The following is a 24,157-nucleotide window of genomic DNA, read 5'->3' on the forward strand; positions in this document are numbered from 1 at the left end:
GGCGCGCGCCGGCTGCGGCCGGCCGCGCGGCGCGCGCGGGCGACGTCGCCGAGAGGGCACGTTGTGGCCCGCTCGGCGGCCGCGGGCGGCCGGGTTCGCCCGCTCGGCGGAACTGAGCGGCGTGTTGTGCCCGCTCGGCGGGCGCGGCGGCGACGGCGCGGCGGCGGCGCGGCGGGGGACGGCGCTCAGGCGCCGGCGAGGAGCGCGTGCACGCGCTCGAGCCGCGCCGTCCACCACGCGGTGCGCTCCGGCGACGCCGCGTGCCGCGCGAGCAGGTCCCGCGACACCTCGACCCGCCGCACCGGAACCCGGCCGTCGACCGGCAGGAGGGGCGCGGACGTCACGTCGGCCTCGAACATCGCCGCCGTCCCGAGGCCCGCGGCGTACCCCGGGCTCATCGCCGACGCGGCGAGGAACGCCCCCATCCCGAGACCCACCGACGTGTCGAGGGCGCTCGACACCACGCAGGGCAGGCCGGCCTCGGCGACGATCGCCCGCGCAGCGGAGATCCCCCCGAGGGGCTGCGCCTTCACGACGAGCACGTCCGCGGCACCGGCCCGGGCGACGGCGAGCGGGTCCGAGGCCTTCCGCACGCTCTCGTCCGCGGCGATCGGCACGCCGAGCCCGGCGGTGCGGGACCGCAGCGACGCGAGCTCCGGCACGGTCCGGCAGGGCTGTTCGGCGTACTGCAGACCGAGCGGGGCGAGCCGTTCGAGCGCGGTCACGGCCTGGTCCACGGACCACAGGCCGTTGGCGTCCACCCGGACGGCGGCGTCGGGGCCCATTACCCGCCGGACCTCGGTGACCCGGGCGACGTCGTCGTCGATGGTCGTGCCCGGTTCGGCGACCTTGACCTTGGCGGTGGTGCAGCCCGGGTAGCGGGCGAGGAGCGCGGCGACCTCGCCCGGGGCTATGGCCGGCACCGTGGCGTTCACGGGTACGGAGTCGGCGGCGGGGACGTGCGATCCCCAGCCGAAGTCGATCGTTGCCCGGAGCCACGCGGCGGCCTCGGCGTCGTCGTACTCGACGAAGGGGGAGAACTCGGTCCAGCCGGACGGTCCGCGGAGGACGACGGCTTCCCGCACGGTGATGCCCCGGAAGCGCACCCGCATCGGCAGCGCCACGACGTGCGCGTCCGCGAGGAGGTCGGGAAGGCCGGGGAGTTCGGGGGGCACCGACCCATCATCGCAGTCGTACCCAGGCCACCTCCCGGTTCCTCGGAGCCGACCGCCAGGGCCGGGCATTAGCATGCATCGGTCGGCCACGGCCGGCTCGAGGGTGGACAGCGGAACGAGGGAGGCTCGGTGGCGCGGGAACCGCAACAGCGTGCGTCGCAGCGATCCGCCGCACCCGCATCCGCGAGCAAGACGAAGAACCGCGCAGCCCCCGGCCGCGACACCGACGAGTTCGCCCGACTCCTGCAGCGCGGCACGGTCGACGTCCGCGAGCAAGCCCAGCGCGGCCGCAAGAAGCGCAACCCGGTGGTCGGCAAGATCGCCCTCGGCCTCGCGGTGGTCTCGGCCGCGGTCGACGCGAGCGCCTTCGCGGTGTTCATGGGCGGCGACACCGACTTCGCGTTCGGCATCTGCTTCGTGGTGGTGTTCCTCACCCTCATCGCCGCGGTGCTCGGCTTCGTCGCTGCCGTCGGCTCGTTCGGCCGCTGGTACGGCGCGATCGGCGTCGTGGTGGCCTTCTTCGCGAACCCGGTGATCCTCATCGTCCTGCTCGTGATGGTCGCCCCCGAGGTCCTGACCGACATGGGCGGCTCCGCGGCGTCGGGCAGCACGGGCCTCTGATCCCGCGGCGGTAGCGTTGGGGCATGGCTGCTCCCGTCTCCGACCTGTTCGACCCCGACGTCTGGACCGCGGCTCCGATCGCGGAGCAGTTCACCGACATCACGTACCACAAGCACGTCTCGCACGGCATCGTCCGGGTCGCGTTCGACCGTCCAGAGGTCCGGAACGCGTTCCGTCCTCGCACGGTCGACGAGCTGTACCGTGCGCTCGACGACGCCCGGCAGGACCCCCGCGTCGGCGTCGTCCTGCTCACCGGCAACGGCCCGAGCCCGAAGGACGGCGGGTGGGCGTTCTGCTCCGGCGGCGACCAGCGCATCCGCGGGCGGAGCGGCTACCAGTACGTCGGCGACGACGGTGCCCCGCCCGAGGGCATCGACCCCGCGGCAGCCGAGGCCTCGATGGGCCGCCTGCACATCCTCGAGGTGCAGCGCCTCATCCGGATGATGCCGAAGGTCGTCATCGCGGTCGTCCCGGGTTGGGCGGCCGGCGGCGGTCACTCGTTGCACGCGATCTGCGACCTCACGATCGCGAGCGCGGAGCACGGGAAGTTCAAGCAGACCGACGCCGACGTCGGCTCGTTCGACGGCGGGTACGGCAGCGCCTACTACGCGAAGCAGATCGGGCAGAAGTTCGCCAGGGAGGTCTTCTTCCTCGCGCAGGAGTACTCAGCGCAGCGCGCGTACGAGATGGGTGCCGTGAACGCGGTCGTGCCGCACGCGGACCTCGAGCGTGAGGCGATCCGCTGGGGCGAGATCGTCCTCGGCAAGTCACCGACGGCGATCCGGATGCTCAAGTACGCCTTCAACGCGGTGGACGACGGCATGGTCGGCCAGCAGGTGTTCGCGGGCGAGGCCACGCGGCTCGCCTACGGCACCGACGAGGCCGTCGAAGGACGCGACTCCTTCCTCGAGAAGCGCGCGCCCGAGTGGACGTCGTTCCCCTGGCACTACTGACGGCCGGGCAGCGCTGATGACGCGTCCCCTGGTCGCGCTGAGCGCGTCGGATCCGCTGGCAGTGCTGCGCGGACTGGAGGCGGCACTCGCCGGCGGCCCCGCGCTGCTCCCCGTCGCGGACGGCGCTCCGGCGCTGCCGACCCCGGCTCCGGCCGACGTCCCGCAGCGGGTCGCCCTGGTGGTCGAGACGAGCGGGTCCACCGGCACCGGCAAGCGCGTGGCGCTCTCCTCCGAGGCGCTCCTCGCCGGTGCTGCCGCGGCGGACGCGGCACTCGGCGGCCCTGGTGGCTGGGTGCTCGCGCTCCCGACGCACTACATCGCCGGGCTCAACGTCCTCACCCGCTCGATCGCCGCGGGGACGTCGCCGGTCGTGCTGCCGCCGGGGCACTTCGACGCGACGGCCTTCGCGGACGCCGCCGACCGGCTCGTCACGGGCCCGGGGGCGCCGCGCCGGTACACGTCGCTGGTCCCCGTGCAGCTCGCCCGCGTCCTCGACGACGAGCGGGCGACCGCGGCACTGGCCGGCTTCGACGCCGTCCTCGTCGGCGGGCAGGCCACGCCGGCGCCGCTCCGTGACCGTGCGCGGGCCGCTGGCGTCCCGGTCGTCACGACGTACGGCGCGAGCGAGACCAGCGGCGGGTGCGTGTACGACGGTGTCCCGTTCGGCACGGTGCGGACCGAGGTCGTCGACGGCGAGCTGTTCCTGTCCGGGCCGATGCTGGCCGAGGGGTACCTGGGCGACGACGAGCGCACCGCGGCGACGTTCGTGGAGCGGGACGGCCTCCGGTGGTACCGCACGGGCGACACCGCCGAGGTGGTCGACGGCACCGTCCGCGTGCTCGGCCGGCTCGACGACGTCGTGATCTCCGGCGGCGAGAAGGTCCCGCTCGGGGCGGTCGAGCGGGTCGTCCGCGCGCTCCCCGGGCAGGACCGCGCCGTCGTCACCCGGCGGCCGTCGGGGGAGTGGGGCGAGGTGCCCGTCGTCGTGACGGACCGGCCGCTCGACCTCGCGGTCGCGCGCGCCGCCGTCGGGGACGCACTCGGTCGAGCGGCACGGCCGGCCGCCGTCGTCCTCGTCGAACGCGTCCCGATGCTGGCGTCCGGCAAACCGGACCGCCTGGCGGTCCGAGCCCTCGCGGACCGCGACGCGACCCGCTGACGGACGTCGGCCGAGCGGCGGGGGCGAGCCGCGCCTCCCGTCCGATCCACTGCTCGGCCGTACCGGGCGCATGGCCGACGCCGTTAGCATGGACGGTCGTGGCACGCACGAAGAACACGAACCGGTCCAAGCCCCGCTCCGGCAACCCGGCGAAGGCCGCGGCTCCGCAGCGCACGAAGCGCCGGGCGACAGCCCGCGACTGGATCGGCGGGGCTCGCCTCCGCACCCTGACACTCGGCGTCGTCCCCGTCGTCATGGGCACGACGGTGGCGTTCGTGGACAGCGGGAACCCGGGCGACTTCGGCGACTTCCTCGGGAAGGGCCACCACCTCACGATCGCGATCCTGGCGCTCGCGGTCGCGCTGTTCCTGCAGATCGGCGTGAACTACAGCAACGACTACTCCGACGGGGTGCGCGGGACCGACGAGTTCCGTGTCGGTCCGGCGCGGCTCACCGGCGCCGGGCTCGCGAAGCCCCGGATCGTGCTGACCGTCGCGCTGACGTTCTTCGGCCTCGCGGCGGTGGCGGGCATCGTCATCGTGGTGCTCACGCAGCTGTGGTGGCTGCTCATCGTGGGGGCTGCCGCGATCGTCGCCGCGTGGTTCTACACCGGCGGCAAGAAGCCCTACGGGTACAACGCGCTGGGCGAGGTCTTCGTGTTCGTGTTCTTCGGCCTCGTCGCGGTGCTCGGCACCGAGTTCGTCCTCATCCGCCAGGCCACGATGAGCGGCTGGGCGGCCGCGGTCGCCGCGGGCTTCTTCGCCTGCGCGGTCCTCATGGTGAACAACATCCGCGACATCGACGAGGACCGGCTCGCCGGCAAGCGCACCCTCGCGGTCGTGGTGGGTCGCCCGGTCGCCCGGGTGCTCTACGGCCTGTTCCTGATGCTGCCGTACGTGGTGCTGCTCTGGTTCGTGCTGCTGTACTTCCGGACGGGCTTCACGTACTTCTCGCTGCTGCTGGCGCTGCCGGCGCTGGCGATCGGGGTGTCGTCGCGGAAGCCGCGTGAGCTCATCACGGCGCTGCAGCTGTCGTCGTTCGCGTCGCTCGTGTTCGGCGTCGTGCTCGGCGTGACGCTGGCGATCCAGCCCTAGCGGACGCGACCGCTCGTCGGAGCGGACGCGACGGAGCGCGCTCAGTCCTCGTCGTGCTCGCGGCGGGAGGCGTGCCGGTCGGCGTCGGACACCGGCCGAGGGGCGGGGGCGTCGGAGTCGGCCGCGTCGACGAAGTCGTCCTCGAAGTCGGTGTCGACGTCGTGCTCGGGCTTCCCGCGCCGGTTCGCGAGGCTCGAGGTCACCTCGGCGCGCAGCTTGGGCAGCGCGATGTAGGAGACCAGCAGGCCGATGAGCGCCGCCAGGATGACCGCCCAGTACCACTTCAGCGGCGTCAGGAGCAGGAGGACGGCCGCCGCGGCGAAGATGCCGAGGCGGGCCAGGGTGTACACGAGCCACGCTTTCACCCTGCGAGTCTACGGAAGCGAAGACGGGCAGCGGCCCCACAGCCTCGCGACCTAGACTCCCCGCCATGGTCCGACTGTGGTTGATCGTCGTCGTGGCCGCCGTGGCGTTCACGGTGTACGCGGTGATCGACTGCGCGACCATGCCCCGCGCACGTGTCCGTTCCCTCAGCCGTGGCGTCTGGGTGCTCCTCGTGATCGTGCTGCCCGTCCTCGGCGCCGTGCTCTGGTACGTGCTCGGACGCGCACCGGCGACCGAACCCGGCGGTGGCTCCGGGTACCGTGGTCCCGAAGACGACCCGGACTTCCTCGGCGGCCCACACGGCCCCGAGCGGCACCGCACGGACAAGGACCAGGACGACGAGACCCTCCGAGACCTCGAACAGCAGTTCCGCGAACGCGACCGGGACCGAGACCGCCGTCCCGACGACGACGGCCGCGCCGATCGCTGACGGTCCAGCGGGTTCCGGCAGCCCGGCGACCGACTTCGCCCTCGCGCTCCTCGGTGAGCTCGCTCGCGCCGGCGTGACCGACGTCGTGGTGAGCCCCGGCTCGCGGTCGCAGGCCCTCGCCCTGGCGGCGGTCGCCCTCGAACGCGCGGGTGGGACCACCGTGCACGTCCGGCTCGACGAGCGCACCGCCGGGTTCTTCGCGCTCGGGCTCGCGGTCGAGTCCGGACGTCCGGCGGCGGTCGTCACCACCTCCGGGACCGCCGTCGCGAACCTGCACCCCGCTGTGCTCGAAGCGCACCACTCCGGTGTCCCGATGATCGTCGTGAGCGCCGACCGCCCCGACGAGCTCCGCGGGATCGGGAGCAACCAGACCACCGTCCAGCCGGGGATCTTCGGCGCCGCCGTCCCGTTCGTCCGGGACGTCGAGGCGCCGAGCGCGCACGGTGTCGACGCGAGCACGCGGGACACGGTCCGGACCCTCGTCCGGCAGGCCGTCGCAGCAGCCGCCGGGCACGAGGGGCAACCCGGACCGGTGCAGCTCAACGTCGCGTTCCGCGAGCCCCTCTCCGCCGGGCTCGGCGACGACGACGTCCAGGGGGTGCCCGACGACGAGGTCGACCTCGCCTTCGCGGCACGCCGCGTGCACTCGGGGCTGCCCGTGCTCGAGCTGACCCCGGACGACGAGCCCGCGACGGTCGTCATCGCGGGGCACGACGCCGGGCCGGACGCCGAGCGGATCGCGTGGGAGCTCGGTGCGCCGCTCATCGCCGAGGTGTCGAGCGGTGCGCGCTTCGGGCGGAACCTCGTCGTGGCCTACCGCGAACTCCTCCGCGACCCCGACTTCGGCGGGGCGGTGCGCCGCGCCGTCGTGCTCGGCCACCCGACCCTCAGCCGGGAGGTCCCCGCGCTCCTGCAACGCGCCGACGTCGAGACCATCGTGGTCCGCGGACCCGGGGCCGACCCGTTCGACCCGGCTCGCGCCTCGAACCCGGACGCCACGACGACGTTCGTGTCCGACGTCCGCGTGACGGGCCGGACCCGACCCGAGCACCGTGCGTGGGTCGGTCGTTGGGTGGTGACGAGCCGCGCGCTGCTCGGTGACGGCGACGCCGGCCCGGACCTCGACGCGAAGCGCTCCGCCGACCGTGCCGAGCGCAACAAGTTCCTCCGCGACGAGGTCGCGCTGCGCCGTCGACCGGTCGACCGCGCCATGCTGGCCGACGCGGTGTGGGGTGCGAACTGGCCGCACGACCGCCTCGTGCTCGGCGCCTCGCAGATCATCCGCGTCGCCGACGGCCACGTCGCCGGCAAGGCGATCCGCGTGCACGCCAACCGAGGGCTCGCCGGCATCGACGGCACCGTGTCGACCGCGCTCGGCATCGCCGCGGCACTCGAACGCTCCTCGGCGTCGGTCGGCACCACGCGCGTGCTGCTCGGCGACCTGACGTTCCTGCACGACCTCGGGGCGTTCGTCACGGGCACCGAGGAACCCCGCCACCGGGTGCAGGTGGTGGTCGGGAACGACGCGGGTGGAGCGATCTTCCGCGGGCTCGAGGTCGCAGCGACGACGCCCGAGGCGGACATGCGCCGGATGATGACCACACCGCAGCAGGTCGACGTCGAGCGCGTGGTCACCGGGCTCGGCTGGGAGTACCGGCGCGCGGCGACCTGGGGGGACCTGGAACGGGTCCTCACGGACCCGGCGGAGCGTGTGGTCATCGAGGTGCCGCTGGCCGACTGAGGCCTGGAGGCGCGGGGCGGGACCGCACCGCGCCTCCCGTCCGGCACGTGGCCGGGCAAGGACCACGCGGCCGTGTCCGCTCAGGCGAGCGCGTCCGCGATCGGCCGGAACTTCAGCGCGGTCTCGGCGACCTCGCGCGCTGGCTCCGATCCGGCGACGATGCCGGCGCCGGCCCACGCCCGCACCCGGCCGTCGTCCGTGACCTGAGCGCTCCGGAGCGCGAGCATCCACTCGCCGTCCCCGTTCGCCCCGAGCCACCCGACGGGCCCCGCGTAGCGACCGCGGTCCGCGCCCTCGAGTTCGGCGACGAGCCGGACGGCGACGTCGGTCGGGGTGCCCGCGACCGCCGCGGTCGGGTGGAGGGCATCGGCGACGTCGAGGGAGGTGGTGCCGGCCGGCAGGGTCGCCTGGACGTCCGTCGCGAGGTGCCAGAGATTCGGCAGCTGCAGCCGGAACGGCTCCGGGTCGGCTCGCAGGTCGGAGGCGATCGGGCGGAGGGCCGCGAGGAGGCTCTGGATCGCGAAGCCGTGCTCCTCGACGTCCTTCGCGCTCGCGGCGAGGGCCTCGGCTGCGGCACGGTCGGACACGGGGTCGGTGCCGCGTGCCGCGCTGCCGGCGAGCACCCGCGCCGAGAGCCGCGTGCCGTCGGTCCGGGCGAGCGTCTCGGGGGTCGCGCCGACGAGTCCGTCGACCGCGAAGGTGACGCACTGCGGGTAGGTGTCGGCGAGGTCCAGGAGGACCGCGCGGAGGTCGGCGCCGGCGGGCAGTTCCCCGACGAGGTCGCGCGCGAGGACGACCTTCTCGGCGTCGCCCGCCGCGATCCGGCGCACGGCGTCGGCGACCCGCGCGGCGTACGCGTCGGCGTCGATCCGGCCGGGGCCGAGCGCCACCGAGACGTGCGGGCCGACGCGGGGCACCGGGACCGAGGTGCGGCTGAAGGCCAACGGCTCGGGGTCCGGGGTGGTGTCCACCGCGGTGAGCCACGCCTTGCCGCGGCGCCGACCGATCACGACGCGCGGGACGATGAGGACGCTCGTCTCGGCGGAGTCGTCGGCGAACGTGAACGCGCCGAACGCCACGAGCCCGGTGCCGCGGAGCTGCACGGGGTCGTCGACCACGGCGTCCTGCACCAGGGTCCGCCAGACGGCCGAGGCCTCGCGCATCCGCTCCGGCCCGCTGAACGTGTACCGCACGGCCTCGCCGATGCCGACGATGCCGTCGCCGTTCCGGACGAACGCGAGCGGGCTGTCCCGGAGGGTGTGGCGGAGGACGGCGCCCGGATCGTCGAGGATCCGGGTCGAGACCGTCAGCGGAGGGGCCGCCGTGGTGGTTCGGGTCACTCCAGCGATCGTACGCGCTGCGGAGTGTGGCCCGGGGAACGTCCGGCCGGGACCTCTAGGATGTTGTGGGTGAGCAGAGCGGACCTGAACAAGCGGCCGGACGAGGTGGCGGCCATGTTCGACGACGTCGCCGCGAAGTACGACCTCACCAACGACATCCTCTCGGCGGGCAACGCTCCGCTGTGGCGTGTCGCGACGGTCCGCGCGGTCGACCCCCAGCCCGGCGAGAAGGTGCTGGACATCGCCGCCGGGACCGGCACGAGCGCCGCGGCCTTCGCGAAGAAGGGCGCCGACGTCACGGCGCTCGACCTCTCCGCGGGGATGATCGCCGTCGGCCGGGAACGCCACCCCGAGATCACCTTCGTCGAGGGCGACGCCGAGCAGCTGCCCTTCGACGACGACACGTTCGACGCCGTCTCGATCTCGTTCGGTCTCCGCAACGTGAACGACCCGATGCAGGCCCTCGGCGAGATGCTCCGCGTCCTCAAGCCCGGCGGCCGGGTCGTCATCTGCGAGTTCTCCACCCCGCCGCTCGCCCTGCTCCGGTTCGGCTACGGCACCTACCTCAAGCGCGTGCTGCCCGGGGTCGCGCGGCTGTCGAGCAGCAACCCCGCCGCCTACCGCTACCTCGCCGAGTCGATCGAGGCCTGGCCCGACCAGCAGGTCCTCAGCCAGTGGCTCCGCGGCGTGGGGTTCTCGGTCGTCGCCTACCGGAACCTCACGGCCGGTATCGTCGCACTGCACCGTGGTCGCAAGCCCGTCGCGGGCCCGGTCCGCGAGTCCGTCGCCCGTCGCGCGAAGGCCCGGCGCGAGCACCAGCACACCGGCGAGCAGCCCAGCGTCGACCCGACGGACGCCTGACCGGTCCTCCATCCCCGAACACGGAGCAGCACTTGAATCCGAGCGTCCCGGTCGCACGTCGTGCACCGAGTCTCCGCGCGTCGCTGGGCATCGGCGAGCGACTGTTCGCCACGCCCGCCGAACGCCGGTTCATCTCGGCCGTCGACGACGGGCTCGAGCTCGTCGAGCATGGCCTCGAAGACGCGATGCGGTCCACCGACACCCTCGCCGACACGACGAGCCGGTACCTGCTCTCCGCCGGTGGCAAGCGGATCCGCCCGACACTGACGCTCCTCATCGCGCAGCTCGGCGACGGTGTGACCGACGCCGTGGTCAAGGCCGCAGTGAGCATCGAGACCACCCACCTGGCCTCGCTCTACCACGACGACGTCATGGACGAAGCGCCCGTCCGACGCGGGGTCCCGGCGGCGCACGTGACGTACGGCAACAACGTCGCGATCCTCACCGGTGACCTGCTGTTCGCCCGCGCCAGCCTCATCACCGCGGACCTCGGCACCGAGGGCATCCGGATGCAGGCCGAGACGTTCCAGCGCCTCTGCATGGGGCAGCTCCACGAGACCACCGGCCCCCAGCCCGAGGACGACCCGGTCGAGCACTACATCCAGGTGCTCAGCGACAAGACCGGTTCGCTCATCGCGACCGCCGCCCGCGCGGGCGTGATGTTCTCCGGCGCCGACCGCTCCTACCTCGACGCCGTCGGCACCTTCGGCGAGAAGGTCGGGGTGGCCTTCCAGCTCGTCGACGACGTCATCGACCTCGCGCCGGCGAAGGACAAGACCGGCAAGATCGCCGGCAACGACCTCCGAGCCGGCGTCGACACGCTCCCGCTGCTGCAGCTCAAGCGCCTCGCCGCGACCGGGGCGCCCGACGCGGTCGACCTGCTCGGCCGCATCGAGCGTGACGTCAACGCAGCGCCCGACGACGTGGTCGACTCCCGGCCGTACCAGTCCGCCGTGGCCGCCCTGCGCGAGCACGAGGCCACCGCCGCCACCCGTGCCGTCGCGGTCCGCTGGGCGACGGAAGCCGTGGACGCCCTCGCACCCCTGCCGGACGGCACGGTCAAGCGAGCCCTCATCCGGTTCGCCGAGTCCGTGGTGGAACGCAGCCGCTAGACCACGATCGGACCCGAGCCGCTCGACCCGAACGAAACCTGGAGACGATCAGTGCCCACCCTCCGAGTCGCCATCGTCGGCGCCGGCCCCGCCGGCATCTACGCCGCGGACATCCTGCTGCGCGAGGCCCACGGCCACGACGTGTCGATCGACCTGTTCGAGCAGCTCCCCGCCCCCTACGGCCTGGTCCGGTACGGCGTGGCCCCGGACCACCCCCGCATCAAGGGCATCATCAACGCCCTCCGCGACGTCCTCGACCGCGGCGTCGTCCGCCTGTTCGGCAACGTCCGCTTCGGCGAGGACATCACCCTCGACGACCTCAAGCAGCACTACCACGCCGTGGTGTTCTCGACCGGGGCGATCAAGGACGCCGACCTCGACGTCCCGGGCGTCGAGCTCGAGGGGTCGTACGGCGCCGCCGAGTTCGTCAGCTGGTTCGACGGCCACCCGGACGTGCCGCGCACCTGGCCGCTCGACGCCTCGAGCGTGGCGGTGATCGGCAACGGGAACGTCGCCCTCGACGTGTCCCGGATCCTCGCGAAGCACGCCGACGACCTCCTGCCGACCGAGATCCCCGCGAACGTGTACGAGGGGCTCAAGGCCTCGCCGGTCACCGACGTGCACGTGTTCGGCCGCCGCGGCCCCGCGCAGGTGAAGTTCACGCCGCTCGAGCTCCGCGAACTCGGCGAGCTCCGGGACGTCGACATGATCGTCGCCGACGAGGACTTCGACCACGACGAGGCCTCGAAGACCGCCATCGCCACGAACAAGCAGGTCATGGTGATGAACCGCGTGCTCGAACAGTGGCGCACGCGCGAGACGGGTCAGGCGAGCCGTCGACTGCACCTGCACTTCTACGCGAAGCCCCTCGAGTTCGTCGGCGACGACCACGGCCGGGTCGCCGCGATCCGGTACGAGCGCACCCGCCCGAACGGCCAGGGCGGTGTCGAGGGCACGGGCGAGATCCGCGAGATCCCGGTCCAGGCCGTCTACCGCGCCGTCGGCTACTTCGGCTCGCCGCTGCCGGGCGTCCCGTTCGACGAGCGCCACGGCGTCATCCCGAACCACGAGGGCCAGGTCCTCGACGACGACAACCAGCAGATCCCCGGCGTCTACGCAACCGGGTGGATCAAGCGCGGTCCGATCGGCCTCATCGGGCACACGAAGTCCGACGCGATGGAGACCGTGCAGCACATCGTGAACGACCAGGCCAGCTGGTGGACCCCGGCGGACCCGTCCGAGGGGGCGATCCCGGCCCTCCTCGCCGAGCGCGGCGTGCAGTACACGGACCTCGACGGCTGGCACAACCTCGACGCGCACGAGCTCGCCCTCGGCGCGGCCGAGGGGCGCGAGCGGATCAAGGTCGTGCCGCGCGACGAGATGGTCGACGTGTCCCTCGGGAACGCCGCACCCCGGGCCGGGGCCGACGCCGCCTCCTCCCGCACGAGCTGACCGTCCGGGCGCACCGCATGTCGACAGCACGCCCCGCACCGCCCACCGCGGTGCGGGGCGCGGCCGTTCCCGGGGGACGACTCGAGGGTGTCGACGTCGCCCGGGCACTCGCCCTCCTCGGCATGATGGCGGCCCACGTCGGCGGGATCGCCGACCAGGTCGAATGGTCGGACCCGGGCACCTGGGCCGCGGTCGCGAACGGCCGCCCGTCGTCGCTGTTCGCGGTCCTCGCCGGGGTGTCGATCGGGCTGACCAGCGGACGGAGCACGCCGCCGGGACCACCGGAGATCGGGCGCATCCGCGGGCGGCTCGCCGTGCGGGCCGCCGTGGTGATCGCCCTCGGCCTGCTCCTCATGGCGCTGCAGACGCCGGTGTACGTGATCCTCCCGACGTACGGCGCGCTGTTCCTCCTCGTCATCCCGGTGCTGCGGGTGCGCGCCCGGTGGCTCCTCGTGCTGGCCGGGGGCTGCGCGGTGGTCTCGCCCGTCGCCGCGCTCGCGGTCGTCCCGCTGTACGGTGACGCCGGGCTGTGGGAGGCCCAGCTCGGTCTCGTCTACCCCGTGGTCACGTTCCTGGCGTACGTCCTCGTCGGGCTCGCGGTCGCCAGGGGCGGTCTGGGCGCACGCCGTGTCCAGGTCGGGCTCCTCGCGGTCGGTGCCGTGGTCGCCGCCGCGGCCTACGCCGTCGGGAACACGCTGGCACCGGTACCGGTCGACGCCGCGAAGGCGTTCCCCGGGCTGCCGTTCGCGGGGGAGGGGAGCACACCGTCCGAAGCCGTCGCGCAGCTGTTCCTGTCGCCACGGGACCACTCGTCGTCGATCGTCGACGTCGTCGGCACCGCGGGGGTCGCGGTCGCCGTCATCGCGCTCTGCACCCTGGTGTTCGACGGTCGTGGTCGCACGCTCCGTCGCGTCGCGTTCCCCCTGGCCGCGACCGGGTCCATGCCGCTGTCGGTGTACGCGGGGCACATCGTCGTGCTCGCGTTGCTGCCCGGGTTCCCCGACTCCGGGGTGGCGTGGTGGTGCTTCGCGGTCGGCTCGGTCCTGTCCGCGATGACGTGGCGCACGTTCCTCGGGCGCGGGCCACTGGAACGGCTGACCGCCCGGCTCACCCGGCTGGTGCCGGACGTGCGCTGACGAGGCGCCCCGCGCCTCCTGACCGATCGCAGATCGTGACGCGCGGGACGGGGACGACCCGCGCCTCCCGTCCGCCCGCCGCTACTGCAGCGCCGCCGTGAGCCGCGCGGCGTTGTCGAGCACCTGGGACCGACGCGGCCGGTCCAGCCACGCGTCCAACGTGAGTTCGAAGCTGTGCTCCTTGTACGCCGCCTGCACCCCGCGCAGGGCGTCGACGAAGCGGTGGCCGCGCACCATCACGGACACCTCGAGGTTGAGGCTGAACGAGCGCATGTCCATGTTGCTCGACCCGATCACCGACACCTCGTCGTCGATCGTGAAGTGCTTCGCGTGCAGGATCGTCGGCGCGCGGTACAGCCAGATCTTCACGCCGGCCCGGAGGAGCCCCTCGTAGTAGGACCGCTGCGCGTGCCACGTCATCGCGTGGTCGCCCATCTCACCGACGAAGAGCTCGACCTCGACCCCGCGCTGGGCCGTCGTGGTGATCGCGTAGAGCATCGAGTCGTCGGGGACGAAGTACGGCGAGGTGATCGACACCTTCTGCTGCGCCGAGTACAGCAGGGCGTTGAAGAGGCGCAGGTTGTTCTCGCCGTCGAAGCCCGGCCCGGACGGCACCACCTGGCAGTCCAGCGCGTCCCCGCGGTCGGCTCGCTGCACGGGGTCGCTCTCGCGGAGGAGGAGCTCGTCGGTCTCGCTGTACCAGTCGGTCACGAACAGCGCGTTGAGGCCGGCCACCACCGGCCCCTCGAACCGGGCGAACAGGTCCTTATAGACCATGCCCTTCTCGATGTGCGCCTTGAGGTCGTAGGACTTGTCGATGAGGTTCTGGGAGCCGGTGAACGCGACCGAGCCGTCGACGACCATGATCTTCCGGTGGTTGCGGAGGTCGGGCCGCTGGAACTTCCCCTGGAACGGCAGCAGCGGGAGCATGAGGTGCCACTCGATGCCGGCGCGGTCCATGAAGGCGAGCGTGTCCTTGTAGCCGGGGTAGCCGCGGCTGGCCCAGTGGTCGAGGAGGAACCGCACGGTGACCCCGCGGGCCTGGGCCCGGGCGAGCGCCTCGAAGAACGGGCGCGTGGTGTCGTCGATCGTGGCGATGTAGAACTCGACGTGGATGAACCGTCGCGACTGGTCGATCGCGCGGGTCATCTCGGCGATCGACTCGTCGTAGTCGGGGTAGAGCTCGGCGGAGTTGCCGCCGACCAGGGGCATCGCACCGAGCTCGCGGTTCAGCGTCGTGATGCTCTCGAGCCACAGCGGCCACGGGTGGTCGCGGCGGACCCGCTCGATGCCCTCGGTCTGCTCGAGGATGTACGCGTTGATCTCGGTCTGCTTCTCACGCCGGGCCCGGGGGAGCTTGGTGGACCCGATGACGAGGAAGACGATGAACCCGATGTACGGGATGAGGAAGATCGCGAGCAGCCAGGCGGTCGCGGTCTGCGGCTTCCGGTTGATCGGGACGTAGATGATCGAGAAGACGCGGATCGCCAGGTCCAGCAGGACCAGGAAGACCGTGATCGCGACGTTGAGCCAGTGCTCCACAGCGGCGGGCGGCGCGTCAGCGGAAGTTGATGAACTGCAGTGGCACGTCGAACTCTTCACCCTTGAGGAGCTGGATCGTGTTCTGCAGGTCGTCCCGGCTCTTCGAGGAGACGCGGAGCTCGTCGCCCTGGATCTGGTTCTTCACGGACTTCGGGGCGTTGGCCCGGAGGAACGCGCCGATCTTCTTCGCGACGTCCTGCTCGATGCCGTTCTTGAACTTCACCTCGATGCGGTACTCCTTGCCCGAGGGGTAGGGGTCGCCCGCGTCGAGGCTCTTCAGGCTGATGTTGCGCTTGATCGCCTTGCTCTGCAGGACGTCGAGGACGGCCTTCGCGCGCTCTTCGGAGTTCGCCTTGATGAGGACGTCCTCGCCGCTGAACGCGATCGAGGCGTCGGCGCCCTTGAAGTCGTACCGCTGTTCGATCTCCTTGGCGGCCTGGTTGAGGGCGTTCTCCGCCTCCATCTTGTCGACCTTGCTGACCACGTCGAAGGAGCTGTCTGCCATGGAGGACAGCCTAACGGCGGACGGGAGGCGCGGTTCGGCCCCCGTGGGCGGGTCACCGTGGTCACGTCCACGGTCCGGGATCCGCTATGCTTTCTTGCGCGCCTTCGGTTGGTGATCACACGGGCCGGGTGCGCGCATGGCAAGTTACCCAAGCGGCCAAAGGGATCTGACTGTAAATCAGCCGGCGTAGCCTTCGGGGGTTCGAATCCCTCACTTGCCACCATCGAGAACGGCCCCGTCCACTGCGGACGGGGCCGTTCCGTTTCCGCGAGGATGGTGCGGTGAGCTCCGACATCGTCCCGGCCCCCTCCGCCGGGTCCGCCCCGTCCGCCTCGTGGTTCGCCGACCTCGCCGAGTCCATCGCGCGCGAGGCCGCCGCGCTGGCCGCCCGCCGTCGCGCCGAGGGCGTCGAGGTCGCCGACCGGAAGTCGAGCATCGTCGACGTCGTCACCGCCGCCGACCGCGAGGTCGAGGCGCTCATCCGTGCCCGGATCGCCGAGGCCCGCCCGGACGACGCCTTCTTCGGTGAGGAGTCCGGCACGGGGGCCGGGACGACCGGGATCACGTGGGTGGTCGACCCGATCGACGGGACGGTCAACTACCTGTACGGGAGCCCCGACTACGGCGTGAGCATCGGTGTCGTCCGGGGTCCGGCCGACCCGAGCGCCTGGGAACCGGTCGCCGGCGTCGTCATCGCGCCGGCGACCGGGGTCGTGTTCCGGGCGGCCGCGGGCGAGGGAGCCACGCGTGACGGTGCACCGTTGCGCGTCGGATCGCCGGCGTCGCTCGCCGAGACGCTCGTCGCCACCGGGTTCGGGTACACCGCGGACCGCCGACGCGAGCAGGTCGCGGTGCTCGCCGGGCTCATCGGCGAGGTGCGGGACATCCGCCGCGGGGGAGCGGCCTCACTCGACTGCTGCGCGGTCGGTGCCGGGACGGTCGACGCCTACTACGAGCGCGGGATCAACCCGTGGGACATGGCCGCCGGATCGATCGTCGCGCAGGAGGCCGGCGCCGAGATCCGCATCTGGGAGGCCGGCGGCACGCGCTCCTTCCTGTTCGCGAGTCCCGCGGTCGTCGACGAGCTGGCCGGGCTGCTCGGACGCCTGGAAGGGGCTGTGCTCGGGGGCTGACGACTGGCGACACGGAGACCGTCCTGCTAGCGTGCTCTGGTCCCGTTATCTGCTCGTTACCAACGAGCGCTCCACGCCCCGATCAGGATCACCACCGCAGACATGCCCCACTCCTCCCTCTCGCCCGTGCACACCGACGGCACCGCGGACACGTCCGCACCGGTCGTCCACCTCACCCGGCGGGAGCGCATCGAGGCGGAGCGGGCGGCGGCTGCAGCCGCAGCAGGCGGGGGTCTCGGTGCGCGTGTCGAGCGGGCGACGGACGGGGCAGAGTCGAGCCGCGCCTCCCGTCCGTCCTTCGACGACCTGGTGACGCCGGACGCTCCCCGGACCCCGCCCGCGCCCGCTTCCCCGATCGACCTCGCTCCGACGTCCCCGGCGATGCCGGCGTCGACCGTGGCACCGGTGACGCCGCCCGCGCCCACCTCGCCGGTCGTGGCGTCGTCGACTGCGGGCCCGGTGGCTCCCGCGTCGGCCATCCGTCCGTCGGGTGCCGTGCCGTCCACGGGGTCCGCGTCCGCCGCGCCGGCGACGCGTCGGGTCCTCGGCCAGGTGCCGGCTTCGCGCCGCACCGCAGGGCCCGCGCGCACGGCGCACGTCGACCGGGCCACGCGCCACATCGGGGCCGCTCCTGCTCTTTCCTCCTCCTCTTCCTCTGCGAAGCAGGGTGTGTCGTTCCGACGCACGGCCTCGCGGGTGACCGCCGTGGGGGCGCTGCTCTTCGCCGCCGGCCTCGTCGTCTCGACCTCGCTGCCCGCGCAGGCGCTGTACACCCCGGAGCCCGGATCGACCTCGGCTCGCCAGACCGCGTCGGGCGCCTCCGGGGCTACGCAGTCGCTCAGCGTCGGTGCCGGAGCGACCGACGCCGAGACGAACCGTGACCAGTACTCGGTGTCCTCGGCCACGCAGTACAAGAACGTCGACGCGTCGAGCTTCACGAACGACCCGAACGGGACCATCCAGTGGCCGTTCCTGACCGGCGTGCCGATCACCTCCGGGTTCGGCGGCCGGCAGGTCGAGGGCTGCTCGTTCTGCTCGACGAACCACATGGGCGTCGACTTCGCCCCGGGCGAGGGCACCCCGATCCGCGTCATCGCCGCCGGCACCGTCATCAAGGTGCAGGCGGACGACGGCGGGTTCGGCAACGACGTCTGGGTCGAGCACGACGTCGACGGCAAGCAGTTCACCAGCGTCTACGGGCACATGGAGGACAACTCGTTCAAGGTCGTCACGGGGCAGCGGGTCGAGGTCGGCGACGAGCTCGGTCTCGTCGGCAGCACCGGCAACTCGACGGGTCCGCACCTGCACCTCGAGGTCCACGTGGACGGCGTCCCGGTGGACCCGCTGGCGTGGCTCGAGGCCAACGCGAACTAGTCGTCCCGCGCGGCACGCCCGGGCGTCACGGCCGGTTCCTGAGCACCGTCGGTGGTCTGCTATCCTCGTGTGGTGCCGCTGAGCGGCACATGCCCCGATAGCTCAGTGGTAGAGCACTTCCATGGTAAGGAAGGGGTCGTCAGTTCAATCCTGACTCGGGGCTCCGACCCGGAGCTGTTGTCGCTCCGGATCCTTGGCGGGGTAGCTCAGTTGGTTAGAGCACACGACTCATAATCGTGGGGTCGCGGGTTCAAGTCCCGCCCTCGCTACCGCAAGCCCGGCGATCTGCTCGCCGGGCTTTCGTCGTTCCTGGGGGCGGGGCGCGCCGGGGCGCTGCCCACGGGGCGCTCGCGGCGCTGGGCGCGCGTGCGGCGCGCTCGGCGTCGAACCACGATTGCGACGTCGAACCGCGCGCCGCGCCTGGTTCGATGTCGTTCCCGTGGTTCGACTGGCGCGCCCGCCGCAACGGCCGCGGGCGCGCGGGTGCGCCGCGCCGCTGCGCTCGGCACGCCGCGGGGCGCTCGGCGTCGAACCACGATTGCGACGTCGAACCGGGCCCCGCGCCTGGTTTGATGTCGGTTCCGTGGTTCGACTGGCGCCGCCGCGCCGCCGCGGCCGCGGCCGCCGCGCCCGCGCCGCGGGCGCGGGCGCCACGCACCCGCCCGTCAGAACGGCCGGCGCTCCGTCCGCGCCACGAGCACCCCGGCCGAGCGCAACGCCCGCTCGAGCGTCACGTTCACCTGCCGCCACGCCGTCTGCCGCCGCCCGGCACCGATGCCCCCGCCCGCGACGGCCGTGCCGTGCCCGGAGTGCCGCAGCGTGATCGTGGTCGACGTCCCCGAGACGGTCGTCGAGAGCTCGTACCGGCGGTACTCCCGCGACGGGTGCACGAGCGCTCCGAGCAGGATCGTCAGCGTCCGGCTCCCCGTCGTCGCGGTGAGCGTCCCGCCCGTCGACTCGACGTGGTGCCCGGCCTGGCGCAGGGCTGCGCCGGCGACCTCCATGGCCGTGCACCGGTCGCCCGTGTGCACCGCGAACTCGGTCGTCGTGTCCATCGTTCCTCCCCGTCCCCGGAAGACCCGGTCCGGACCGCCCGGACCGCGTCGGTTCCCCCGAACCGCCCTCCCGAGCATAGCCGATGCATTCTCATCAACGTGAGGCCCCAGGACGGGGCTCGGTAGACTGTGGTGGTGTCTGTGAACCCCGAGCTCGTCGGCAGGACGTTCCCGCCGGCCGCGCCCTACCTCGTCGGTCGTGAGAAGGTGCGCGAGTTCTCCCGCGCCGTCTTCGCGACGAACCCGATCCACCACGAGCCCGACGCCGCCAGGGCCGCCGGTCACGCCGACGTCGTCGCCCCGCCGACCTTCGCGGTCGTCGTGCAGGAAGCCACGCTCGCGCAGCTCCTCGCCGAGCCCGACGCCGGGATCGACTTCTCCCGCGTGGTCCACGGCGAGCAGGCGTTCGCGTACGCGCGGCCGATCGTCGCCGGTGACGAGCTCACCGCGACCCTGACGGTGACGAGCGTGAAGACCCTCGGCGGGAACGCCATGGTCACCGCCGAGAGCACGATGCACGACGCCGCGGGGGAGCACGTCGTCACGGCGACCTCCACCCTCGTGGTCCGAGGAGACGACGCATGAACCCGACCACCACCAACGAGACGGTCGGCACCGTGGTCGCCGAGCGCGACGTGCACCTCACGCGCGACTCGCTCGTCCGGTACGCCGGCGCCTCCGGCGACTTCAACCCGATCCACTACCGCGACGACGTGGCCGCGTCCGTGGGCCTCCCCGGCGTCCTGGCGCACGGCATGCTCACCATGGGCCTCGCCGTCCAGCCCGTCTCCGAGTGGCTCGGCGACCGCGGCTGGGTCGTCCGGTACGGCGTCCGGTTCACGCGCCCGGTCGTGGTCGACCCCGAGCAGGGCGCGACCGTCGGCGTCGTCGCGAAGGTCGGCACCGTCGACGACGAAGGCCGTCCGCAGCGCATCGACCTCACCGTGACCGCCGCCGGGCAGACCGTGCTCGGCAGGGCGCAGGTCACGGTGGCGTTCCGCTGACCGTGTCGGACCCGGTGCTCGCCGACCTCACGACCCTCCGCGTCGGGGGACCGGCCACCCGCCTGCTCACGGCGACGACGACCGACGAGCTCGTCGCCCACGTCACCGACGCGTGGGACGACGACGAGTGGCTCGTCCTCGGCGGCGGCAGCAACGTGCTGGTCGCCGACGACGGCTTCGACGGGACCGTCGTGCTCGTTCGCACGACCGGCATCGATCACGACGCCGACGCCGACGGCGTCACCGTCCGCGTCGCCGCCGGCGAACCCTGGGACGCGTTCGTCGCGTCGACCGTCGACAACGGTTGGACCGGACTGGAGGCGCTCAGCGGCATCCCGGGCACGGTCGGCGCCGCCCCCGTGCAGAACATCGGCGCCTACGGGGTCGAGCTGTCCGACGTGCTCACCCGGGTCGAGTTCCTCGATGCGGCCACGGGGGAGCGCGCGTGGGTCACCGCGGCCGAGCTGGCGCTCGGCTACCGCACGTCGACGCTCAAGCACGGACGCCGGGGCGCGGTGCTGACGGTCGAGTTCCGACTCGGCACCGCGACCGAGGCCGGGGTGCCCGTCCGGTACGCCCAGCTGGCCGGATCGCTCGGCGTCGAACTCGGCTCCCTCGTGGCACCGTCGACGGTCCGTGCCGAGGTCCTGCGCCTGCGCGGCTCGAAGGGCATGGTGCTCGACGCGGACGACCCGGACACCTGGAGCGCGGGCTCGTTCTTCACGAACCCGATCGTGTCCCGTCAGTTCGCCGACACGCTGCCGTTCGAGGCGCCGCGCTGGCCCGCGGGTGACGACGTCAAGCTCAGCGCCGCATGGCTCATCGAGCAGGCCGGCGTGCACCGCGGGTACGCCGTGCCAGGGTCTCGAGCCGCCATCTCGTCGAAGCACACCCTCGCGCTGACGAACCGTGGCGGCGCGACCGCCGCCCAGGTGGCCGAGCTCGCCCGGTACGTCCAGGTGACCGTCCTCAACCGGTTCGGGGTCTCGCTCGTGCCGGAACCCGTCGTGGTCGGCGACCTGCTCGGCTGAGCCGAGCCGCGCCTCCAGGCCCCGCCGGGGGTCAGCTGAAGAACGCGGCCAGGCGCCGGACGCCCTCGGCGATGTCGTCGTCGCCGAGGGCGTACGACAGGCGCAGGTAGCCGGACGGCCCGAACGCCTCACCAGGGACCACGGCGACCTCGGTGTGCTCGAGGATGAGGTCGGCCAGTTCGAGCGTCGTGGTGGGGGTCGACCCCGCCCACTCGCGGCCGAGGAGCGCCGTGACGTCCGGGTAGACGTAGAAGGCGCCCTGCGGTGTCGGCGTGACGAAGCCCGGGATCGCGTTGAGCCCGTCCACGATGGCGCGACGGCGACGGTCGAAGGCCTCGCGCATCGCGGCGACCGGCTCCTGCGGCCCGGTCAGCGCGGCGATCGCGGCGCGCTGCGACACGTTGGCGACGTTCGACGACAGGTGGGACTGCAGGTTCGACGCTGCCTTCACGGCGTCGGTCGGGCCGATGAACCAGCCGACCCGCCAGCCGGTCATCGCGTACGTCTTCGCGACGCCGTTGACGAGGATCGTCGTGTCGGCGAGGGCCGGGACGGCGTCGAGGATGCCGGTGAACCGGACGCCGTCGTAGACGAGGTCCTGGTAGATCTCGTCGCTGATCACCCAGATGCCGTGCTCGAGCGCCCACTCGCCGATCGCCTTCGTCTGCTCGGCGGTGTACACCGAGCCGGTCGGGTTCGACGGCGAGCAGAACAGCAGGGCCTTGGTCTTCGGCGTGCGCGCGGCCTCGAGCTGCTCGACGGTGACGAGGTAGTCCTGGTCGCTGCCGGCGAAGACGTCGACGGGCACCCCGCCGGCGAGGCGGATCGCCTCGGGGTAGGTGGTCCAGTACGGGGCGGGGAGGATGACCTCGTCCCCGTCGTCGACCACCGTCTGGAACGCCTGGTAGACGGCCTGCTTGCCGCCGTTCGTGACGATCACCTGCGACGGGTCGACGGTGACCCCGGACTCGCGCGCGGTCTTCTCGGCGATCGCCTGCTTCAGCTCGGGCAGGCCGGTGGCCGGGGTGTAGCGGTGGTTCTTCGGGTCCTGCGCGGCCTGGACGGCGGCGTCGACGACGTGCTGCGGCGTGGCGAAGTCCGGCTCGCCGGCGGCGAACGAGATCACCGGGCGGCCGGCTGCCTTGAGCGCCTTGGCCTTCGCGTCGACCTTGAGCGTCGCGGACTCGGCGATCGCCGCGATGCGGGACGCGATGCGCGGCAGGTCGGTCGACGCGGCGGCGGGGTTGGCGGTGGACTCGGGGCCGGGGGCTTCGGTGCTCACGGCTTCCAGCCTACCGGCGCGGCACGCCGGAGCATCCGTCAAGTGGACACCGTGTGACGGACTCCCGTACACTCGACCACCGGAACGCGGATCGGTGACGAACCGCGTCCGAAGGGCGGTGGCTCAATTGGTAGAGCAGCGGTCTCCAAAACCGCAGGTTGCAGGTTCGAGTCCTGTCCGCCCTGCACATCTGGAAGGGTAGAAGTTGGCGAGCAAAGACATGGAGACGACGGCGGATGACGTCGTCGCCAAGGCGAAGCAGGACCGGGCCGAGCGCCGCGGGCCCTTCGCTGCCATCGTGCTCTTCATCCGTCAGGTGATCGGCGAGCTGCGCAAGGTGGTCACGCCGACCCGCAAGGAGCTCTTCAGCTACACGGGCGTCGTCCTGGTCTTCGTCGTCGTGATGATGATCCTGGTGTCGATCCTCGACTTCGCGTTCGGACTCGGCGTCGGGTACGTGTTCGGCAACGGGCCGACGGCCTGACCCGGACCTCGGCTGCCCTGGCCCCCTGCGGACAGGAGTACGGTCGCCCGAGACGGCGCCGATCGTGAACCGATCCGCCCGCCAACCCGATCCGCACCACCGAAGGAAAGAACCGACAGTGTCTGACAACTCCCGCGACGACATCGACCTCGCCACGGCTGCCGAGCAGTCCTCCGAAGTCGAGGAGAACCAGGAAGGCGACGTCGAGACCGGCGAAGGCCTGTCTGTCGAGTCCGCCGAGGAGCGCGCGATCGAGATCGAGGACGAGGACGACCCCTCCCTCGGCCTGAGCGACGAGCCGGACGACGGCACCGTCGACGCCAGCATCGACGAGGCACTCAGCGCGCTCCAGGAAGCCCGCGACCCCGAGGCCGACGCCGTCGTCGACGACGCGCTCGAGGTGGACACCGCTGACGAGGCCGAGGCCGCCGTCGAGGCCGTCGACGACGAAGAAGAGGTCGAGCTCGAGGGGGAGACCGCCGCCGAGGCGAACGCCACCCTCGCCGCGGACGAGGCCCTCGACGCCGAGGACGACGAAGCCGCGGAGGTCGACCCGTACGAGTCGTTCAAGGCCGAGCTGCGGATGAAGCCGGGCAAGTGGTACGTCATCCACTCCTACGCGGGCTTCGAGCGCCGCGTGAAGTCGAACATCGAGAACCGCATGGTGTCGATGTCGATGGAGGACTACATCTACCAGGTCGAGGTCCCGATGGAGGACGTCGTCGAGATCAAGAACGGGCAGCGCAAGCTGGTCACCCGCGTCCGGATCCCCTCGTACGTGCTCGTCCGCATGGACCTCAACGAGGACTCGTGGTCCGTCGTCCGGCACACCCCCGGTGTCACCGGGTTCGTCGGCAACGCCCACAACCCCACGCCGCTCCGCTTCGACGAGGCGTTCGGCATGCTCAAGTCGCTGGTCCAGGTCGCCGAGGCGGCTCCGACCAAGGGCGGCAAGGGCGGCGGCTCGCTGCAGGCCCAGCCCGCGGCCGAGGTCGACTTCGAGGTCGGCGAGACGATCACCATCAAGGAAGGCTCGTTCGCGGGTCTGCCGGGATCGATCTCCGAGATCAAGCCGGAGAGCGGCAAGCTCACCGTCCTCGTCTCGCTGTTCGAGCGCGAGACGCCGGTCGAGCTCAGCTTCGACCAGGTCACGAAGCTCTAGTCCAGGTCTCCCCGTTCGGGTAGACTCATCGAGTTTGGCCCCGCACGCTTCGTGCGTGCGGGGCTTCACCGCGGTCCGGAACGGCCGGGCCAGCGGGAGAGTGCACGGATCCCCGTGCGTTCGATTC

24 protein-coding genes and 4 tRNA genes are annotated in these 24,157 nt (G+C 72.4%); 21 read left to right on the forward strand and 7 right to left on the reverse strand.

Going from position 1 to position 24,157, the window contains the following annotated elements:
* Positions 1-185: 185 nt before the first annotated feature.
* Positions 186-1,175, reverse strand: a complete 990-nt coding sequence (locus FS825_RS13200; protein WP_260981172.1) for an o-succinylbenzoate synthase — start codon at positions 1,173-1,175, stop codon at positions 186-188.
* Between the two features lie 129 nt (positions 1,176-1,304).
* Here FS825_RS13200 and FS825_RS13205 point away from each other — a divergent pair, with 129 nt between their 5' ends.
* From FS825_RS13205 to FS825_RS13220, 4 genes are all read left to right on the forward strand, one after another.
* Entirely contained in the window at positions 1,305-1,796 is a 492-nt protein-coding gene (locus FS825_RS13205) for a hypothetical protein (RefSeq protein ID WP_144713788.1), read from the forward strand.
* A gap of 23 nt (positions 1,797-1,819) precedes the next feature.
* Positions 1,820-2,749, forward strand: a complete 930-nt coding sequence (locus FS825_RS13210; protein WP_144713790.1) for a 1,4-dihydroxy-2-naphthoyl-CoA synthase — start codon at positions 1,820-1,822, stop codon at positions 2,747-2,749.
* A gap of 16 nt (positions 2,750-2,765) precedes the next feature.
* Positions 2,766-3,908, forward strand: coding sequence for an AMP-binding protein (locus FS825_RS13215; protein WP_144713792.1), 1,143 nt, complete (start codon positions 2,766-2,768; stop codon positions 3,906-3,908).
* Between the two features lie 98 nt (positions 3,909-4,006).
* Positions 4,007-5,002 (forward strand): 1,4-dihydroxy-2-naphthoate polyprenyltransferase, encoded by a 996-nt coding sequence (locus tag FS825_RS13220; RefSeq protein ID WP_144713794.1) that lies wholly within the window; start codon positions 4,007-4,009, stop codon positions 5,000-5,002.
* 41 nt (positions 5,003-5,043) lie between these two features.
* Here FS825_RS13220 and FS825_RS13225 read toward each other — a convergent pair whose 3' ends face one another.
* Positions 5,044-5,367 carry a DUF4229 domain-containing protein gene (locus FS825_RS13225; protein WP_260981173.1) on the reverse strand — a complete coding sequence of 108 codons (324 nt, stop codon included), beginning with the start codon at positions 5,365-5,367 and terminating at the stop codon, positions 5,044-5,046.
* 65 nt (positions 5,368-5,432) lie between these two features.
* Between FS825_RS13225 and FS825_RS13230 the strand changes: the two genes are divergently transcribed.
* Positions 5,433-5,816: a PLDc N-terminal domain-containing protein gene (locus FS825_RS13230; RefSeq protein WP_144713796.1), complete on the forward strand. Its 384-nt coding sequence runs from the start codon at positions 5,433-5,435 to the stop codon at positions 5,814-5,816.
* A complete protein-coding gene (gene menD, locus FS825_RS13235; protein WP_186377256.1) occupies positions 5,809-7,557 on the forward strand; it encodes a 2-succinyl-5-enolpyruvyl-6-hydroxy-3-cyclohexene-1-carboxylic-acid synthase in 1,749 nt (582 codons plus the stop codon). The genes FS825_RS13230 and menD overlap by 8 nt, the downstream gene beginning before the upstream one ends.
* An 80-nt stretch (positions 7,558-7,637) precedes the next feature.
* Here the strand turns inward: menD and FS825_RS13240 are convergent, their stop codons facing one another.
* Complete coding sequence (locus FS825_RS13240) at positions 7,638-8,897, reverse strand: isochorismate synthase (protein WP_144713801.1); 1,260 nt, start codon at positions 8,895-8,897, stop codon at positions 7,638-7,640.
* Between the two features lie 69 nt (positions 8,898-8,966).
* Between FS825_RS13240 and FS825_RS13245 the strand changes: the two genes are divergently transcribed.
* The 4 genes from FS825_RS13245 to FS825_RS13260 are packed head-to-tail and all read left to right on the forward strand — an operon-like array spanning position 8,967 to position 13,458.
* Positions 8,967-9,758 carry a demethylmenaquinone methyltransferase gene (locus FS825_RS13245; protein ID WP_144713803.1) on the forward strand — a complete coding sequence of 264 codons (792 nt, stop codon included), beginning with the start codon at positions 8,967-8,969 and terminating at the stop codon, positions 9,756-9,758.
* A 32-nt stretch (positions 9,759-9,790) separates the two neighbouring features.
* A complete protein-coding gene (locus FS825_RS13250; protein WP_144713805.1) occupies positions 9,791-10,870 on the forward strand; it encodes a polyprenyl synthetase family protein in 1,080 nt (359 codons plus the stop codon).
* A 51-nt stretch (positions 10,871-10,921) separates the two neighbouring features.
* A complete protein-coding gene (locus tag FS825_RS13255) occupies positions 10,922-12,322 on the forward strand; it encodes an FAD-dependent oxidoreductase (RefSeq protein ID WP_144713807.1) in 1,401 nt (466 codons plus the stop codon).
* Between the two features lie 17 nt (positions 12,323-12,339).
* Positions 12,340-13,458, forward strand: a complete 1,119-nt coding sequence (locus tag FS825_RS13260; protein WP_144713809.1) for a heparan-alpha-glucosaminide N-acetyltransferase domain-containing protein — start codon at positions 12,340-12,342, stop codon at positions 13,456-13,458.
* An 81-nt stretch (positions 13,459-13,539) separates the two neighbouring features.
* Here FS825_RS13260 and cls read toward each other — a convergent pair whose 3' ends face one another.
* Positions 13,540-15,000, reverse strand: coding sequence for a cardiolipin synthase (gene cls, locus FS825_RS13265; RefSeq protein ID WP_144713811.1), 1,461 nt, complete (start codon positions 14,998-15,000; stop codon positions 13,540-13,542).
* Between the two features lie 16 nt (positions 15,001-15,016).
* Positions 15,017-15,505, reverse strand: a complete 489-nt coding sequence (locus FS825_RS13270; protein WP_022906448.1) for a YajQ family cyclic di-GMP-binding protein — start codon at positions 15,503-15,505, stop codon at positions 15,017-15,019.
* Positions 15,506-15,643: 138 nt separating this feature from the next.
* Between FS825_RS13270 and FS825_RS13275 the strand changes: the two genes are divergently transcribed.
* The 5 genes from FS825_RS13275 to FS825_RS13295 all read left to right on the forward strand — a co-directional run bounded on the left by FS825_RS13275 (position 15,644) and on the right by FS825_RS13295 (position 18,281).
* Positions 15,644-15,728, forward strand: a tRNA-Tyr gene (locus tag FS825_RS13275).
* Positions 15,729-15,786: 58 nt separating this feature from the next.
* Complete coding sequence (locus tag FS825_RS13280) at positions 15,787-16,638, forward strand: inositol monophosphatase family protein (RefSeq protein WP_260981174.1); 852 nt, start codon at positions 15,787-15,789, stop codon at positions 16,636-16,638.
* 102 nt (positions 16,639-16,740) lie between these two features.
* Positions 16,741-18,012 (forward strand): M23 family metallopeptidase, encoded by a 1,272-nt coding sequence (locus FS825_RS13285; RefSeq protein WP_144713813.1) that lies wholly within the window; start codon positions 16,741-16,743, stop codon positions 18,010-18,012.
* A 91-nt stretch (positions 18,013-18,103) separates the two neighbouring features.
* Positions 18,104-18,175 (forward strand) — tRNA-Thr (locus FS825_RS13290).
* 32 nt (positions 18,176-18,207) lie between these two features.
* Positions 18,208-18,281 (forward strand) — tRNA-Met (locus FS825_RS13295).
* Positions 18,282-18,677: 396 nt separating this feature from the next.
* Here the strand turns inward: FS825_RS13295 and FS825_RS13300 are convergent.
* Complete coding sequence (locus FS825_RS13300; RefSeq protein WP_144713815.1) at positions 18,678-19,067, reverse strand: hypothetical protein; 390 nt, start codon at positions 19,065-19,067, stop codon at positions 18,678-18,680.
* A 135-nt stretch (positions 19,068-19,202) separates the two neighbouring features.
* Between FS825_RS13300 and FS825_RS13305 the strand changes: the two genes are divergently transcribed.
* From FS825_RS13305 to FS825_RS13315, 3 genes are read left to right on the forward strand one after another with little or no spacing between them, the layout of a single operon-like run.
* Positions 19,203-19,652, forward strand: coding sequence for an FAS1-like dehydratase domain-containing protein (locus tag FS825_RS13305; RefSeq protein ID WP_144713817.1), 450 nt, complete (start codon positions 19,203-19,205; stop codon positions 19,650-19,652).
* The gene (locus tag FS825_RS13310; RefSeq protein WP_144713819.1) at positions 19,649-20,071 is read left to right on the forward strand and encodes a MaoC/PaaZ C-terminal domain-containing protein; all 423 of its coding nucleotides are present in this window, start codon (positions 19,649-19,651) and stop codon (positions 20,069-20,071) included. Before FS825_RS13305 ends, FS825_RS13310 begins: the two co-directional genes overlap by 4 nt.
* Before the next feature lie 2 nt (positions 20,072-20,073).
* Positions 20,074-21,102 (forward strand): UDP-N-acetylmuramate dehydrogenase, encoded by a 1,029-nt coding sequence (locus FS825_RS13315; RefSeq protein WP_186377240.1) that lies wholly within the window; start codon positions 20,074-20,076, stop codon positions 21,100-21,102.
* 31 nt (positions 21,103-21,133) lie between these two features.
* Here FS825_RS13315 and FS825_RS13320 read toward each other — a convergent pair whose 3' ends face one another.
* Positions 21,134-22,324, reverse strand: a complete 1,191-nt coding sequence (locus tag FS825_RS13320) for a pyridoxal phosphate-dependent aminotransferase (RefSeq protein WP_144714198.1) — start codon at positions 22,322-22,324, stop codon at positions 21,134-21,136.
* A 172-nt stretch (positions 22,325-22,496) separates the two neighbouring features.
* On the opposite strand from FS825_RS13320, the gene FS825_RS13325 reads away from it, so the two are divergent.
* The 3 genes from FS825_RS13325 (at position 22,497) to nusG (ending at position 24,030) form a co-directional block, all read left to right on the forward strand.
* Positions 22,497-22,569: transfer RNA gene (locus FS825_RS13325), tRNA-Trp, on the forward strand.
* A 35-nt stretch (positions 22,570-22,604) separates the two neighbouring features.
* Positions 22,605-22,868, forward strand: a complete 264-nt coding sequence (gene secE, locus FS825_RS13330; protein ID WP_395886284.1) for a preprotein translocase subunit SecE — start codon at positions 22,605-22,607, stop codon at positions 22,866-22,868.
* 118 nt (positions 22,869-22,986) lie between these two features.
* Complete coding sequence (nusG, locus tag FS825_RS13335; protein ID WP_144713823.1) at positions 22,987-24,030, forward strand: transcription termination/antitermination protein NusG; 1,044 nt, start codon at positions 22,987-22,989, stop codon at positions 24,028-24,030.
* Positions 24,031-24,157: the final 127 nt, after the last annotated feature.

It is taken from the genome of Curtobacterium pusillum, assembly GCF_007680845.1.
Lineage (GTDB): Bacteria > Actinomycetota > Actinomycetes > Actinomycetales > Microbacteriaceae > Curtobacterium > Curtobacterium pusillum_B.

Coding starts and splice junctions, on each gene's coding strand:
- FS825_RS13210 (WP_144713790.1), top strand. CDS start 1,820: ATGGCTGCTCCCGTCTCCGACCTGTTCGACCCCGACGTCTGGACCGCG.
- FS825_RS13215 (WP_144713792.1), top strand. CDS start 2,766: ATGACGCGTCCCCTGGTCGCGCTGAGCGCGTCGGATCCGCTGGCAGTG.
- FS825_RS13230 (WP_144713796.1), top strand. CDS start 5,433: ATGGTCCGACTGTGGTTGATCGTCGTCGTGGCCGCCGTGGCGTTCACG.
- FS825_RS13260 (WP_144713809.1), top strand. CDS start 12,340: ATGTCGACAGCACGCCCCGCACCGCCCACCGCGGTGCGGGGCGCGGCC.
- FS825_RS13270 (WP_022906448.1), bottom strand. CDS start 15,505: ATGGCAGACAGCTCCTTCGACGTGGTCAGCAAGGTCGACAAGATGGAG.
- FS825_RS13285 (WP_144713813.1), top strand. CDS start 16,741: ATGCCCCACTCCTCCCTCTCGCCCGTGCACACCGACGGCACCGCGGAC.
- FS825_RS13300 (WP_144713815.1), bottom strand. CDS start 19,067: ATGGACACGACGACCGAGTTCGCGGTGCACACGGGCGACCGGTGCACG.
- FS825_RS13310 (WP_144713819.1), top strand. CDS start 19,649: ATGAACCCGACCACCACCAACGAGACGGTCGGCACCGTGGTCGCCGAG.
- secE (WP_395886284.1), top strand. CDS start 22,605: ATGGAGACGACGGCGGATGACGTCGTCGCCAAGGCGAAGCAGGACCGG.